At 71.1% G+C, this 14563-nt stretch carries 11 protein-coding genes; 3 read left to right on the top strand and 8 right to left on the bottom strand.

The window, feature by feature from the left end:
- Positions 1-12: 12 nt before the first annotated feature.
- From AC07RV_RS26890 to tssJ, 6 genes are all read right to left on the bottom strand, one after another.
- Positions 13-2010 (bottom strand): serine/threonine-protein kinase, encoded by a 1998-nt coding sequence (locus tag AC07RV_RS26890; protein WP_296774514.1) that lies wholly within the window; start codon positions 2008-2010, stop codon positions 13-15.
- 28 nt (positions 2011-2038) lie between these two features.
- Positions 2039-2755, bottom strand: coding sequence for a type VI secretion system-associated protein TagF (gene tagF / locus AC07RV_RS26885; RefSeq protein ID WP_296774512.1), 717 nt, complete (start codon positions 2753-2755; stop codon positions 2039-2041).
- Positions 2755-6435 (bottom strand): type VI secretion system membrane subunit TssM, encoded by a 3681-nt coding sequence (gene tssM, locus AC07RV_RS26880; protein WP_296774510.1) that lies wholly within the window; start codon positions 6433-6435, stop codon positions 2755-2757. Before tssM ends, tagF begins: the two co-directional genes overlap by 1 nt.
- A 1-nt stretch (position 6436) precedes the next feature.
- Positions 6437-7774 carry a DotU family type VI secretion system protein gene (locus AC07RV_RS26875; RefSeq protein ID WP_296774708.1) on the bottom strand — a complete coding sequence of 446 codons (1338 nt, stop codon included), beginning with the start codon at positions 7772-7774 and terminating at the stop codon, positions 6437-6439.
- 8 nt (positions 7775-7782) lie between these two features.
- The gene (gene tssK / locus AC07RV_RS26870; protein ID WP_093343919.1) at positions 7783-9165 is read right to left on the bottom strand and encodes a type VI secretion system baseplate subunit TssK; all 1383 of its coding nucleotides are present in this window, start codon (positions 9163-9165) and stop codon (positions 7783-7785) included.
- 189 nt (positions 9166-9354) lie between these two features.
- Complete coding sequence (gene tssJ, locus AC07RV_RS26865) at positions 9355-9870, bottom strand: type VI secretion system lipoprotein TssJ (protein WP_093343917.1); 516 nt, start codon at positions 9868-9870, stop codon at positions 9355-9357.
- Between the two features lie 124 nt (positions 9871-9994).
- Between tssJ and AC07RV_RS26860 the strand changes: the two genes are divergently transcribed.
- The 3 genes from AC07RV_RS26860 to AC07RV_RS26850 are packed head-to-tail and all read left to right on the top strand — an operon-like array spanning position 9995 to position 13439.
- Positions 9995-10411 carry a TssQ family T6SS-associated lipoprotein gene (locus AC07RV_RS26860; protein ID WP_093343915.1) on the top strand — a complete coding sequence of 139 codons (417 nt, stop codon included), beginning with the start codon at positions 9995-9997 and terminating at the stop codon, positions 10409-10411.
- A 45-nt stretch (positions 10412-10456) separates the two neighbouring features.
- The gene (gene tagH / locus AC07RV_RS26855; protein WP_296774506.1) at positions 10457-12628 is read left to right on the top strand and encodes a type VI secretion system-associated FHA domain protein TagH; all 2172 of its coding nucleotides are present in this window, start codon (positions 10457-10459) and stop codon (positions 12626-12628) included.
- On the top strand, positions 12621-13439 hold the full coding sequence (locus tag AC07RV_RS26850) for a PP2C family protein-serine/threonine phosphatase (protein WP_296774505.1): 819 nt from the start codon (positions 12621-12623) through the stop codon (positions 13437-13439). The genes tagH and AC07RV_RS26850 overlap by 8 nt, the downstream gene beginning before the upstream one ends.
- Before the next feature lie 24 nt (positions 13440-13463).
- Here the strand turns inward: AC07RV_RS26850 and AC07RV_RS26845 are convergent, their stop codons facing one another.
- Both AC07RV_RS26845 and AC07RV_RS26840 read right to left on the bottom strand, forming a co-directional pair.
- Positions 13464-13844, bottom strand: coding sequence for a DUF4150 domain-containing protein (locus AC07RV_RS26845; protein ID WP_093343911.1), 381 nt, complete (start codon positions 13842-13844; stop codon positions 13464-13466).
- Positions 13845-13857: 13 nt separating this feature from the next.
- Positions 13858-14520 (bottom strand): DUF3540 domain-containing protein, encoded by a 663-nt coding sequence (locus AC07RV_RS26840; RefSeq protein WP_296774503.1) that lies wholly within the window; start codon positions 14518-14520, stop codon positions 13858-13860.
- Positions 14521-14563: the final 43 nt, after the last annotated feature.

Genomic DNA, 14563 nt, shown 5'->3' with positions numbered 1-14563 from the left:
CGCCTTCGCCCCCTACTTGAACTCGTGGCTCACCACCGGCGCTGACTTGCTGTCCTGCACCGTCACGCGCTGCCGGTAGACCTCGAGGTCGCCGTTGCGCACCTCGATGTTGTAGATGCCGGGGCGCAGCGACAGCGACTTGAGCGGCGGGCTCACGCCGCGGTCTGCCCCGTCGACGAAGACCTGGCCCCAGGGCCGGATGTTGAGCGTCACGCGGCCCATGCCGGCCGCGGCGCCCGACACGGGCGGAACCGCCGTGCCGCCCGCGACCGGGGTTGTTGCACCCGGCGCACCCGGCACGCCGGGCGGCACGGTGCCCACCACCACGGGCTGCGTGGAGGCCGGCTGCGCGAGCCGGTTGAGTTCGGCGATGGCATTGCGCGCATCGCGCGCATGCGGGCCGCGGCGGTAGCGGCGCAGGTAGGCCTCGTAGCCCTCGCGCGTGTTCTCGGCCTGCGCGAGGTTCCAGTCCTCGGCCTCGCTGATCGCCAGCGCGGGTTCGGGCGGCGGGCTCGCGGGTGTCACGGGCACGTTGTCGAGCGGGCTCAGCGCGCCGTTGCTGCCCGGCGCGGTGGCCGGCGGCACGGCGGTCGGCGAGTTGCCGCCGGTGGGCGCGGCCGCGACGCCGCCGCCGCCATCGGCCGACGGCGGCTGCGAGGCGGCGGGCACCGTGGCCGAGGCCGGCGTGGCGGGCGGCATCACGGCGGGCGGCGAGGCGGGGTTCGACATCGGCGCGCCCGGCGGCGGCACCGGCGGTGCCATCGCGGTGCTGGTGGGCGGCGGCGACTGCGTGATGCGCAGGCCGATCCAGCTGCCGACCGCGACCAGCGCCACCACCAGCACGCCGACCAGGCCCCAGCGCGGCAGCGCGGATTTCTTCGCGGGCCGGCGCGCGGCCGGCGCGCGGGCCGGCGGCGCGACCGGCGGCAATGCCTCGAAGGGCGCGGGCGCGGAGACCGGCGCATACGACTCGGGCAACGCGACGGGCACCACGGGCGCCACGGGCGCCACGGGCGCCGGTGCCGGCGCAGGCACCGCGCCCGCCGCGTGCACCGGCGCCGCGAGCCCGCCCACGTAGATGTCGCCGAGCTTGCTGAGCCCGAGCTCGGCCGCGAAGGCCGCCACGGTCTGCGTGCGATCCTTGCTGTGCACGGCCAGCGTGTGGTCGACCGCGGCGCAGAAGGCCGGGCTCAGGTCGGGCCGGTTCAGGCTCGCGAGCGGCACGTAGGCGTCCTGCACGCTGCGCACCACGGCCGAGGGCGGCGGATGGCCGGTGACGGCGCGGTAGAGCACCGCGCCCAGCGCGTAGAGATCGGTCCAGGCGCCCTGCAGCAGCGTGTTGTCGTCGGCGTACTGCTCGATCGGCGAGTAGCCCGACTTCACCATCACCGCCACCTCGTCGACCAGGTCGGCGATCGACTTGCGCGCGGCGCCGAAGTCCAGCAGCACCGGCAGGCCGTCCTGCTGGATGAAGATGTTGTCGGGTGCGATGTCGCGGTGGAAGCAGCCGCTGCGGTGCAACGTCTCGAGCGCGCCGAGCAGCGGCCCGAGCATGCCGAGCAGCCAGGCTTCGGAGATGGTGCCCGGCTCCTCGTCGGCCAGCCGGCGCAGGGTGCGGCCCTTGTAGAGCTGGATCGCCATGTAGGCGGTCGAGTTCGATTCCCAGAAGCGATGCACGCGCACCAGCGCCGGGTGGCTGAACTGGGCGAGCGTGCGCGCCTCGTTGATGAAGCTGCGCAGCCCGGCCTGGAAGGTGGCCGTGAGCCGGTCCGAACGCACGTGCACGCTGTCGTCGCCGATGCGCCGCGCGAGCATCGAGGGCATGTACTCCTTGATCGCGACCTCGCGCTGCAGCGAGTGGTCGTAGGCCCGGTAGACGATGCCGAAGCCGCCTTCGCCGATCACCTCGAGCAGCTCGAACTCGTCGAGCCGGTGGCCGATGGCCAGCGGGTGGGGCCGCTCCTGCGGGTCGGTGCCCACCGGAGGGCCGGTGCGTCCTTCCGTCGTCATTCTTGTTCCTCCTCATGCATCGGGACTCTCACGCCCATGGCACGTGCCCCTGGGAAAAAAGCTTCGAGAACAGCGGCGTGTTGAGCCCGCCGCCATGCGCCGCGGTCCGCAGCGGCGAGCCGTCGGCCTGGTTGGTCCACCAGTAGCTCGTGCTTCCGAACGCGTCGAAGCACAGTGGAAGCTCCGGCCAGCCCAGCCGCTGCTGGGCGCCCTCGCCCGCCGACGTAGGCCCGAGGATCGAAAGGATGTCGTCCGAGCCGCCACTGGCCGGCTGGAAGCCGCCATGGCCCGCGGCCAGCACCTGCGCGTCGAACTGCTCGGGCGCCACGCCATGGCGGATCGCCTGCAGCATGGCGTTGCCGCAGCGCCAGTACCAGGCGGCCGCGCCTTCGAGCACCGCGGGCCGGTAGGCGCGCGCATCCACCTGCAGGCTCACGCACACCGGGTAGTAGCGGCCCACGCGGTCGCAGCTCGGCGCGATGCAGCCGAACTGCACCGCGTTCACGCCCTGCGTGGCGGGGATCGCGAAGTTCCACACCGGCGCCACCGCGTAGTGGCGCGTCATGGCATCGGGCCAGCGCTTGAAGGCGCCCAGGCCGTTCTGCATCCAGCGGTCCCACCAGGCCTGCAGCTCGCGCGACATGCGCCGGTGCAGGAAGTCGCCGGCCGCGGGCAGCTTGCCGTACCAGCCGACCTGCTCGTCGCCGGGCACCCAGGCCGGCTGCGCCGCCGCGCCGTGATTCATCACGAGCGCCCCGGGCACGAGAAGCCGCTCATCTGCGACAGCCGCAGCGGGTTGTAGACGCTGTTGGCGGTCACGTTGAGCACCACCTTGCGGCCCTGCAGGTCGAAGCTGGCATTGAAGGATTCGCTCGAGCCGCCCGGCGAGATCGAGGCCTTGTCGAACAGCCGGTGCAGCGCCCACGGGCCCTCGGTGACGATGCCGCCGGCCGGCGTGCCGCTCGAGGTCGTGACCTGCAGCCGCACCTGGTTGCTGTTGCGCGGACCGGGCCACTTGACGGTGGTGGGCGCCTGCGGGCCGTGCGCGTAGCGCACCGTCTGGCCATCGATGTCCAGCGTCATCTGCGTGAGGCCGGCGTCCATGTCCTCGGGCCGGATGTCGATCGAGAACGAGGGCGTGCGCCCGCCCGCCATGCCCGTGAAGAACACGTCGCGGATCGCCTGCGCCTTCTGGAACGAATCGAGGTAGGCCGAGCGGCCCGAGGCGCTGCCGTCGACGCCGCGCTTCCAGGTCCACGGGTTGCTCGAGGTGTCGACCTGCGTCATGAGGTTCTTCTGGAAGAAGTCGTCCATCATCCCGCCCGGCGCGAACAGGTTGGCGAAGTCGCCCGCGGCCACGTCGCGGCTGGAGCCGCGCGAGAACGGATAGCGGCCCGCGATCGCCTGGTTGCAGAAGTTGCCGATGGTGGCGGCCGCGTTCTGGCCGATGTTCTGGCGCGTGACCGCGGCCGCCTTCGACGAGGCGGTGGCCGAGAGGTCATTGAGCATGCCCTGGAACGGCACCGGCATGCGGCCGGCCTCGGCCTGCACCTTGGTCACGGCATCGCTGGTCGGCGGGATGTTGCCGCTGCGCAGCGCGGTGTCGGTGGCCGTGAGGTAGTTGTAGAGCTCGTTGATCAGCGCGGCGGTGGCATCGATCGGCGCCTGCCCGCCCTGCTTGGGCGCGGTCACCATGCGGCGCAGCGGCTCGAAGTGGTTGTCCACCAGCGACTCGGGCCGGTCGGGCACGGTGTTGCGGCGCTGGCTGCCGTCGGGCTGGCCGATCAGCTGCTCGATGCGCTCGCGCGTGGTCTGCACGCGGTTCTGCGCCTGGTCGAGCAGGCTGCGCGCGGCCTCGTCATGGTTGCGCAGCAGGTCGGTCTCGCGCGCGGCGCCGCGGATGATGCGCGACATCGGCGACTCCGAGGTCGAGAGCACGCGCGTCATCTGGATGCTCTGCAGCAGCGAGCGGCTGTCGGCCAGCCGGATGTCGGCCAGGTAGTCGTCCCAGACCCGGATGTAGTCGGTGAGATAGAGCCGGCGCACCTCGCGCAGCAGCAGCTCGCGCGAGGTGATGTCGGTGATGCCGGGCGCGCGGATCTGCAGCACCCAGCGGTCTTCCTGCTCGAGCGCGAGCGTGGTCTCGGCCATGCGCTTGTCGAAGATGTCCCAGTAGCCGCGGTAGGTGAACAGCGTGGGGATGCCGTCGGTCAGCGGCTTGCCGCTGGCGCGCCGCACCACCAGCGCCGACTCGGCGCCGCCGGCCTCGGCGATGGTGAAGGCATTGGGCTGGCTGGTCTGCAGCAGGATGCGGCGCAGCCGCGCGTACGAGCGCTGCGCCAGCGGCACGCCCGCGAGGCGCTCGCGCGTCTCGGTGATCAGGCGCTCGTCCTTCGCGAACGGCGAGCTCACGACGCGGCCGCCGAACAGCGCCTTCAGGTGCGACTCGAGGTTGGTGCGCTGCTCGCGCGTGAGCGCGGCACCGACCTTGCGGTCCACGTCGGTCAGCAGCCAGGCCTGCAGGAAGTCGGCGTCGTAGCGCTCGGCGTCGTACAGCATCAGGTAGGCCTTGAGCGCCTCGTAGCTGTACTCGGGGTTGTTCTTCGAGGCCTCGCGCAGCGACTGCTCCACGCGCTGCGCGGCCTGCGGCAGCAGCACGCTCTCGAGCGCGCGCTGGTAGACGCCGTCGGTCGCGGCCTGCAGCTTCTCGCCCTGGTAGAGGCCGAAGCGGTAGCCCAGCGGCGGATCGCCGATGTCGAACTTCTCCGACTTCGGCAGGTCGCGCAGCCGGTCGAGGATCAAGAGCGAACTCGCGAGGTCGCCGCTCGAGTCGACCACGGTCGGCAGCTCGCCGCGCGCCGCGGCGCGGTTGAAGGACTTCGCGTTGCCGTCGACCTCGGCCACGTACGCCTTGTTGTTGTGCCAGCTGTTGACGCAGGCGCCCAGCAGCGCCACCAGCAGCACGCCGATCACGCTGTAGCCCACCAGGTCGGCCGCGCGCTTGCGCCGGTACCAGCGCAGGTTGGTGCCGGCCACGCCCGCGTCGCGGAAGATCACCTGCTGCAGCAGTTCCTTGAGGAAGTAGCTCTTGCCCGGGCCCGGCGGCGGCGCCGGCGGCGCGTTGACCTGCAGGTAGCGCTTGATCGCGCCCATCACGCGGTCGAAGGCCGTGCCCTCCTGCGTGCCGCTGGTGAAGTAGACGCCGCGCAGCATCGGCGCGGTCTCGAACTTCGACGGGTTGAAGACGTCGGCCAGGAAGGTGCCGAGGATGTCCTCGAAGCTCGCGAACTGCTGCGGCAGCAGGTAGGCCTGCGCGCGGCGCATCGGGTCGGGCTCGGCGGCCAGCAGTTCGGGCAGGCGCTCGTCGAGCCGCTGGTGCAGCAGCCGGTACTCCTGCTGGAAGCGCTCGCGCAGGTCGCTGCCCTCGAGCGTGGTGGCGGTGCCCGCGCGCTGGTCGCCCCTGGCGGCCTTGGCGCTGGCGGCGCTCGCGTCGATCGGGAAGGTGAAGCCCCAGACCTGCGCACGCTCGGCGCGGCTCAGGCCGCCGAAGTACTCGTTGAAGCCGGCCAGCAGGTCGGCCTTGGTCACCATCACGTAGACCGGGAAGTTGATGCCCAGGTCATTGCGCAGCTCGAGCAGCCGCTTGCGCAGCGCCATCGCGTGGCGCGCGCGCTGCGCGTCGTCGGCCAGCGGCAGGTCGGCGATGCTGATGGTGAGGATCGCGCCGTTGATCGGCTGGCGCGGACGGAACTTCTTGAGCAGCTCGAGGAAGCCCTTCCACTCGCCCTCGTCGGTCTCGCGGTTGCTCTCGTGCGTGGTGTAGCGACCGGCCGTGTCGATCAGCACCGCGTCGTTGGTGAACCACCAGTCGCAATTGCGCGTGCCGCCGATGCCGCGCACCGCGGCCTTGCCGAGCTGGTCGGCGAGCGGAAAGTCGAGGTCGGAGTTGACCAGCGCCGTGGTCTTGCCCGAGCCCGGCGCGCCGATGAAGATGTACCAGGGCAGCTGGTAGAGGTACTGGCGATCGAAGACCGAGAAGCGGCCCGCGGCCTTGCCCTCCTCGCCCGGCCCGAAGCGCATGTTGCGCAGGATCGAGGTGGCGTCGTTGAAGCCGGTCTGCAGCTCCTTGATCTCGGGCGCCTCCTCGGGCTTGGCCTCCTTCTCCTTCTTCGAGGGCGTGCGCAGCTGGTTCAGCAGCTGCGCGTTGAGGCGGCGCTCGCGCCACTTGCGGTAGGCCACGCGCACCAGCCAGATCGCGAACATCAGCGCGATCACGACGATGCGCACGAACTCGCTCTCGAGCGGGCGATAGCGGCCGACCGCGATCACCGGGCCGATGATCCAGATCAGGAAGGCCAGCGCGACCAGGCCGAAGAAGACCCAGAGGTCGCGGCTGACCAGAAAACGGAAGAACGCGCGCAGCATCTCAGCGTCCTCCCTGCGGTGCCACCGGCGCGACCAGCAAGGTCACTTCCACGCGGCGGTTGCGCGCGCGGTTGGCCGGCGAGTCGTTCGGCACGATCGGGTCGGCGTCGCCGCGGCCCTCGGCGCGCAGCCGGTCGGGGCGCGTCATGCGCGCGCCGATCATCTTGCGCACCGAGTCGGCCCGCGCCTGCGACAGGTGCCAGTTCGACGGGAAGCGCACGCTGCGGATCGGCTGGTCGTCGGAGTAGCCGTTGATCAGCACGCTGCCATCGACCGCGTTGAGCGCCTCGGCCACGCGGTTGAGCACCGGCACGTAGCGGTCGAGCACCTTGTCGGCGCCCGAGGCGAACAGGCCGTCGCCGCGCAGGATCACCACGCTGCGGTCGGCCTCGTCGCGCACGCTGACCAGGCCCTCGCGGATCTCGGCCTCGAGAAAGCGCTGCAGCCGCGGCTGCGGCGCGGGCTGCGCCACCGCGCGCTGCGTCTGCGGCAGGCGCACCGCGTTGATCGCGGAGAAGGCGCCGTCGGAGGTGCCGCCGAGGTTGAAGGTCAGGAGCGCGAAGGCGATCATCAGCAGCACCGCGGCCACCGCGCCCACGGCCCACACCGGCAGCCAGTTGCGCGTGCGGCGCACCGGCGCGCTGGTGTCCTGCCAGTGCGGCGACAGCGGCACGGCGATCTCGCCGCGTGTCTGGCGGATGATCTGCAGCAGGCGCTGCTTGAGGGTCTCGAGCTGCGAGCGGCCGTTGTCGATGACGCGGAAGCGCCCCTCGAAGCCCATCGCGAGGCAGAAGTAGATCAGCTCGATCAGGTGCAGGTGCTGCTGCGGGTTCTGCACCAGGCGCGAGAGCAGCTGGAAGAACTTCTCGCCGCCCCAGGTCTCGTTGTGGAACATCACCAGCAGGCTCTGCGAGGACCAGATGCTGCCGCCCCAGGGCGTGAGCGCGGCCGCCTCGTCGACGGCGGTGCACAGGCAGTAGCGCGCGCCGATGATGACCTCGGGCGAGATGCCGCTGTGCTGCGCGCGCGTCTCGAAGCGGCGCACCTCGTCGACCAGGTGCTCGCGCAGCTGCGCGGGCGAGTCGTGGTGGCCGGTGGCGCGGATCTGCGGGATCAGGTCGAGCAGCGGGTTGGCCGCGGCCACCAGCGGGTTGTTGCCGGCCAGCGCGGTGTCGCCCGCATGCGGGCGCCGCGTGTCGTGGAAGGCGGTGAAGGCCTGCGGCTGCTCGCCGAGGCCGCGCGGCGCGTTCAGCGGGTTGTTGCCCGCGTTGCTGCCGCCGCCCGGATTCGGCGGCACGAAGCCGCCCGGCCCGACGGCCACGTCGTTGATGCCGTTCATGCGATCGCTCACGGACGGATGGCCCAGAACTCCATGGCCAGGCCGGGGAACTCGCCGGCCAGGTGCATGGCCACGCCGCCCGACTTCTCGAGCTGGCGCCACATGTCGCCGCTCTTGTCGAGCTCGAAGTAGTGGTAGCCCGCGTTGTAGGGAATCTGCCGCGGCGCCACCGGCAGCGGCCGCACGGTCACGCCCGGCAGCTGCAGCTGCACCAGGTCGCGGATGCGCTCGACCGAGCCGATCTTCACCTGCGTGGGGAAGCGCTGCTGGATCGCATCGGCCGGCAGGTCGGCATGCACCGCGAGCACGAAGCCGGCGTTGCGCACCAGCACCGGGTCGGGCATGCGGCCCACGCGCACGCCGTGGCTGCGTTCCTCGAGCTCGATCGCGATCGCGCTCTGCTCGAGCACCGCCGACAGCGAACGGCGCAGTTCCTCCATCAGCGGGCGGATGCTCTCGTTGAGGTTGTCGTGGTCGTACACCGGCCACACCACGGGCCGCCGCGTGGGCGAGGTGTGCGTGGCGAGATGGCAGGCGAGCTTGAACCAGTCGACGAACAGTTCCTCGGGATGCACCTGCACCGCCTGCTGCGCATGCCAGGTGAGCGCGAGGTAGCGGTTCACGAGCTCGAGCAGCAGGAAGTCGGAGACCTCGCTGACGCCGCCGCGCCCCGGCTGCGAGAGCCGCGAGGCCAGCGCCTCGGAACGCTGCGTGAGCAGGCCGTGCAGCTCGGCCACCATGCTGCGCAGCATCGGCTGCGCCGACACGTCGAGCACCGGCGGGATGTAGTTCGCGTCGATCACCAGCTTGTGGTCGGTGCGGCGCTCGATCACGCGCAGCGCGCCGATCGCCTGCCACTCCGCGGTGAGCGACGAGGCGCGCACCAGCCGCAGCCGCGGCGCCGCGAGCTGCAGCACCGCCGGTCCCAATGCAACTGCGTTGCCATCGGCGACTTCGCGCTCGACCACGTGGAAGCGCGCGGCCGAGGTCGTGTCCTCCGCGAAGATGACCTCCTCGCCGCCGGGCCGGCGCAGCGGCAGCGCGAGCACCACGAGCTCGTCGGTCAGGTCGCCGGGCACGTCGTAGGGAACGGGTGCGTCCTCGACGCCGAAGGAGAACGGCGTGCCGTCGGGCATCACGCCCGCGCCGCCGAGCAGCGAGACGCGGCCCAGCGCATGCGCATCGCGATCGATGTCCAGGTGCAGCCAGCCCCAGTACGCACCCTGCAGGCCCGCGGTGCGGCGCGTCACGTACTGCTCGACATAGCGCTCCAGTTGCTGGAAGTGCTGCGGCCGCAGGTACATGCCCTCGGACCACACCACGCGATTCGCCAATGCCTGCGGATGGGCGCCCGTTCTGCTGATGGCGCCCGGATTGCGAACTGTCACCAAAGAAAACCTCCTGGAGTGCGGCCACTCTCGTGCGGGCGGTCCATCGTCGCGACGGCCTCCCTGCATGGGCGCAATGCGTGTCGATGCTACACGGCGATGTTTACGATTTGCACCGTTTTTGCAGCGTCGAGGTGTCGGCCTACGTGCGGCGCACTTTCGTACTAGGGCGTGCGTGCAAGTGCTACGAAATCACGTAGTCGGCAACAGTTCGATACCGCTCTTGCGGATCACGATGCGAACCTTTTGTTCACTCGGAGAGAACTGCCAGACCTTGTAGAGGTTCGTCTGCTTGGGCTCCTTGAGCGGCAGCACGAGGCGCCAGCGTGCGTTCTCGAGCTTGCGGTAGCCCGCGATCACGCCGATGGCGCGCGAATCGAGGCCGGCCTCGCGCTTGAAGGTGCGCTCCTCGCCGCTGCGCAGAATGGCCTGGTCGGCATTCACGAGTTCGGCCGCGAGCGTCTCGCGATCGCGGTCCTGCAGTGCAAAGTAGTCAGCCGTTTCGAAGTTGCCCGAGGACTTGAGCTCGAAGACCTTCACGAGGATCGGCGCGGCCTGCCCGCGGCCATCGGGATTGACGCCGTCGTCGACCTTGATCGACACCGCGTAGGGCGTGGGCATGGACTTGGCCGTCGATGCACAGCCGCCGAGTCCGGCGAGCCATGGCGACGTCACGATCGCACTTCGCAACAGGGTTCGTCGATGCATGGGTTCTCCATCGAAGTTCGCACCTATAGTATCGAGACGTCATGCAGGGCCGATGTCGGCCGACGTGCCGTCATATCGATGCGGCACAGTATCCAGGCTTAACTTTGCAAGGCAGGAGAGAAGATTGAAGTCATTGCTGTGCGCTCTGTTGATCCCGCTCTTTCTGATCGCAGGCTGCGACACCACGCCGAAGGCCCCCGTCGATCCGGGACCGCCGCAACCCGAACGCTTGAGCCAGCAGGTCGCGCGCACCACGCTCGAACGCGCGCAGCAGGCCTATGACGACGGCGACTACGCGAAGGCCATCTCCACGCTCAAGAGCGGCGGCGTGTCGGTGTTCGATGCGGCCGAGCCCACCACGCGGCTCGCCGCGATGAAGCTCGAGGCCTTCAGCTACTGCGTGGCCAATCAGCTGCCCGAGTGCCGCACGCAGTTCCTCAAGATCCTCGACGCCTTCCCCTCCTTCGATCTCAGCATCGCCGAGCGCAAGCATCCCGTGTGGGGCCCCGCGTTCGAAGCCGCCAAGAAGATGAAGCGCTGACGGGTCTCCCACGCCAGGAGCCCGTGTCATGAATTGGGAGATGCCATGCGTTGGACGGTGATCGAACATGCGGGCAGGCCGGTGGCCGCGGGCCCGTCGGCCCTGCTCGCGGCCCCGGGCGGCACCATCGGCCGCAGCCCCGACAACCACCTCGTGCTGCCCGACGAACAGCGGCAGATCTCGCGCCTGCAGGCCACGGTGCGCTTCGACGACGAAGGCCGCGCGGTGCTGCGCAACATGAGCGCGGTGCTGCCGATCAGCGTGAACGGACAGACGCTGCGGCACGACCAGGAGTCGCCGATCGCCGAGGGCGATCGCGTGACCATCGGCAGCTACGTGCTCGAGGCCGCGCCTGCGAGTGCAGCAGCCACGAGCCGCGCGGCGCCATCGATCGCGGCCGCCGAGCCCACCATCGCGTGGCCGCCCGCGATCGAGCCCGCGAGCTCGCGCCTGGCGTCGGCGCCCGTGAGCTCGCGCATCGCATCGACACCGGACTTCGGTGCGCAGGCCGCGTCGCTGCCGACGTCGATGCCGCCGCCCGCACCGGCCCATCCATCATCGATGCCCGCGGCAGCGCCGCTCGATGCGCTGCTGCCGCAGGCACCGGTGTCCGATGTGTTCGCCGACCTGTTCGGCGCGGGCGCGCTGCCGATCGGCGACACGCATGCCGCGCCGCCGCGCGAAGTGCCCGCGCCGCAACCGGTGCCGCCACCGGTGCAGCGGCCGCCCGCGCCCGTGGCCGCACCGGTCTTCGCGCCGGCGCCGCCCCCCGCGTTCGCGCCTCCGCCCGCCGCGACGCCGTCACCCTTCGCGGTGCCCGCACCGGCACCGGCACCGGCCACGCGCTCGGCCATGCCCACCGCCGCCGACTGGGACGCGATCCTCGCCAACGCGCCGCGCCGCGTCGACAGCACGCCCGAGCCCATGCCCGACCCGTTCGCGCACGAGCCCTTCGAGCTGCCCTCGCAGGCGCGCAAGAACCCGGCCGATCCGCTGGCGCAGCTGAATCCCGGCGCCACCACCGACGTGTCCGACTTCGCGCTCAAGCGCGGCATCGATCCGCTGTCGCTGTTCGCGGCCGACCAGCATGCGCCCTCGCCGCTGTCCGATCCGCGCCCCACCGCGCTCACGCATGCGCCCGCGCTCGAGGACGTGCATCCCGCGATGGACCTGCTCGAGAAGCGGCCGACGGTGCCCGGCTACAGCCAGTCGAACCATGCGCGCGAGGTGTCGGGCCAGTTCCGTCCACCGACGCCGATGCCGCTGCCCGTGGCGCAGCCGCCCGCGCGCATGGTCGAGCCCGAGCCCGTGCGCGAGGCAGCGCCCGCGGCGCCGGTCGCCGCGCCGCCCACCGCATCGATGCAGGGCGCGCCCGTCGAGGCCGCGCTCGCGTCGATGCCGACGCGCGCACCCGCCACGCCCGCCGAAACGCCGCTGCCGGCGGCGCTCTCGACCATGGCCCCGGTGGCGGCGCCCGTGGTGGCACCCGCGCCGGCCGTGGTCGAGGTGCCTGTCGAAGTCGTCGCGCCGAAGGCGAACCCCGAACCGGTCGCCGTGGTTGCGCCCCCGAGCCCCGCCGCGGTCGACACCGCGCCCGCGCTGCCCGCTGCCTCCTGCGAGGCGCTGTTCCGCGCCTTCCTCGACGGCGCCGGCGTGCCCGATGTCGCGGGCCAGCAGCAGCTCGATGCCGAGATGATGCGCAGGCTCGGCCGGCTGATGCGGGCCTTCACCGACGGCACCATCGAGCTGCTGTCCTCGCGCGCGATGCTCAAGCGCGAGGTGCGCGCCGAGATCACGATGATCGTGGACGAGGAGAACAACCCGTTCAAGATCCTGCCCAATGGCCGCGCGGTGCTGATGCAGATGTTCGGCGCGCGCATGCCGGGCTTCCTGCCGCCCGAGGCCGCGGTGCACGACGCGCTCGGCGACCTGCAGTCGCACCAGCTCGGCATGGTCGCGGGCATGCGCGCCGCGCTGCTGATGGTGCTGCAGCGCTTCGACCCCGAGGCGCTCAAGAAGGACACGCCGCACGACGGCGGCCTCGGCGAGAAGCTGCTGCCCGGCGGCCGCGAGGCGCGCCTGTGGCGCCAGCTGCAGCAGCTGCATGCCGAGACCACCGCTGCCGTCGAGGACGACTTCCAGGCCGTGTTCGGCCGGGCCTTCCAGCAGGCCTACGACCGGGAAATGGAACGATTGAAGGAGGCACGCCGTGCTTGAAGCGACCCGCACGACCCCGTTCGCCGTCCCGCTGTCCACGTCGCAGTTCTCCTGCGTGGGCGAGCGCAGCGGCAACCAGGATGCGATCGGCTACCACCTCGACGACTGGTTCGGCTGCTTCGTCGTGAGCGACGGCGTCGGCGGCAACGCCGGCGGCGAGCAGGCCGCGCGCACCGCGGTCGACACCGCGCTCAATGCCTTCGTCGCCAACCCCTCGGTGGCCGCCGAGGACATCCAGCAGTGCGTGACGCGCGCCAACGACGCGATCCTCGCGCGCCAGCGCGCGCAGGCCGAGCAGGGAAAGATGAGCGCGACCTTCGTCTCGCTGTTCGTCGACCGCAGCAACGGCCAGGCGCGCTGGGCCCACGTGGGCGACAGCCGCCTCTACTGGTTCCGTCGCGGCGTGCTGATGGAACGCACCGAGGACCACAGCCTGTCGCAGCGCTCGCGCGAAGGCATGGCCCAAGGCGAGGCCGTGCCCGCCAACGGCGCGCAGGCGCTGATCCAGAGCAACCTGCTCTACCGCGCGCTGGGCGCGCGCGAGCGCGCCGAGGCCACCGTCTCGGGCACGCAGCGGCTGGCCGACGGCGATGCCTTCCTGCTGTGCACCGACGGGCTGTGGCAACTGATCTCGCAGCAGGTCATGGAGCGCTCGCTGCAGCTGGCCGACAGCGCCGAGGAATGGCTCGCGCTGCTGCGCCGCGCGGCCGAGGCCAAGGCCGACGAGTCGCGCGACAACTTCTCGGCGCTCGCGGTGTGGGTGGGCTTTCCGCAGCAGGTGACGCTGGCGGGCACGGCCACGCCGCGCTGAGCGCTGAGCGCGGGCCCGGCGGCTTCAGGCCGCCAGCACCAGCACCTTGAGCTGGCTCGGCACCAGCCGCATGCCGACGATGTTGCAGCGGTTCTGCAGCGTGATGCTGGTGACGCGCGTCGCGGGCGTGCCCTTGAGCAGCACCGTGAAGGCGCCCGTCAGGTGGCGCGACTGCTGCATGAAGGTCTGCGAGATCATGCCGCCGAGCACCCCGGGCTGGTCGCCGAGCGTGATCGGCGTGACGGTCGCCATGTTGTGGGCCGGCATGCCCATGAACAGGATGTTCCAGGCATTGGGAATGGCCATCGGCCCCAGCGCCATGTTGGGAAAGGGAATGGGCACCGGTGTGCGGCACACATCGGGGAACGCGAGGTCCATCCCGAACAGCTGGCAATTGGCGAACATGCGGCCTCCCTCCTCAACCCATGTGGATCTGCGCGGCATCGACCTTCACCAGGTCCTGCCCGGTGACGGTCGTGTGCCGGCCGTGGATGCGCACCGTCTCGCTGGCCTTGCAGTCGAGGTGGCGCACGCGCGACTGGTCCATCTCGTCGACGATGCGCAGCGTGTTGCGCGCCATCTGCACGATGCGGTCGGCCACGGTCTCGAAGACCTTGCCGAACAGCTTCGCCGTGCCGGTGGTCGCCTCGACCTCCTTCGCCGTGAGGCGCAGCGCGTCGGTGCGGCAGTCGGCCCTGTCGGCCTGCATCGACCACTGCTGCGCGCTCATGGCGAGCCGCGTGCCGCTGCGCAGCCGCACCTCGCCCTCGCTCTCGATCGCGACCGGGTGCGCGTTGCCGCCGAGCACCAGCGCGCCGTCGACCTCGATGCGGCTGACGGCGGCATCGGCCTGCTCGAGCACCGCGATCAGGAACACGCGGTAGGCGTCCGGCCCCGAGACCAGCACGGTGTCGCCGAGCTGCGGCTTGAGCAGGCAGCTGGCCGCGCGGCGGCAGGTGCGCAGGCCGCCGGCCTCGTCCTCGATGGCGAACTGCCCGTCGGCCAGCAGGCTGCGAACCGTGCCGATCGAATGAACCGGGGACGAGGCGTCGGAGGCGACGCGCAGCGGAACGACGTTCATGGTGATTTCCCTTTTCGAGCTCGGATGAAACGATGGCGCGGCA

The organism is Variovorax sp. GW821-FHT09B01, assembly GCF_059418345.1.
Note: the sequence above shows the minus strand (reverse complement) of the source record. Positions and strands in the feature narration are given on the sequence as shown.

What these genes read in the sequence shown, in the direction of transcription:
- tssJ (WP_093343917.1), bottom strand. Translation starts at nt 9,870, where the DNA reads ATGCATCGACGAACCCTGTTGCGAAGTGCGATCGTGACGTCGCCATGG.
- tagH (WP_296774506.1), top strand. Translation starts at nt 10,457, where the DNA reads ATGCGTTGGACGGTGATCGAACATGCGGGCAGGCCGGTGGCCGCGGGC.
- AC07RV_RS26875 (WP_296774708.1), bottom strand. Translation starts at nt 7,774, where the DNA reads ATGAACGGCATCAACGACGTGGCCGTCGGGCCGGGCGGCTTCGTGCCG.
- AC07RV_RS26840 (WP_296774503.1), bottom strand. Translation starts at nt 14,520, where the DNA reads ATGAACGTCGTTCCGCTGCGCGTCGCCTCCGACGCCTCGTCCCCGGTT.
- AC07RV_RS26890 (WP_296774514.1), bottom strand. Translation starts at nt 2,010, where the DNA reads ATGACGACGGAAGGACGCACCGGCCCTCCGGTGGGCACCGACCCGCAG.
- AC07RV_RS26845 (WP_093343911.1), bottom strand. Translation starts at nt 13,844, where the DNA reads ATGTTCGCCAATTGCCAGCTGTTCGGGATGGACCTCGCGTTCCCCGAT.
- tagF (WP_296774512.1), bottom strand. Translation starts at nt 2,755, where the DNA reads ATGAATCACGGCGCGGCGGCGCAGCCGGCCTGGGTGCCCGGCGACGAG.
- tssM (WP_296774510.1), bottom strand. Translation starts at nt 6,435, where the DNA reads ATGCTGCGCGCGTTCTTCCGTTTTCTGGTCAGCCGCGACCTCTGGGTC.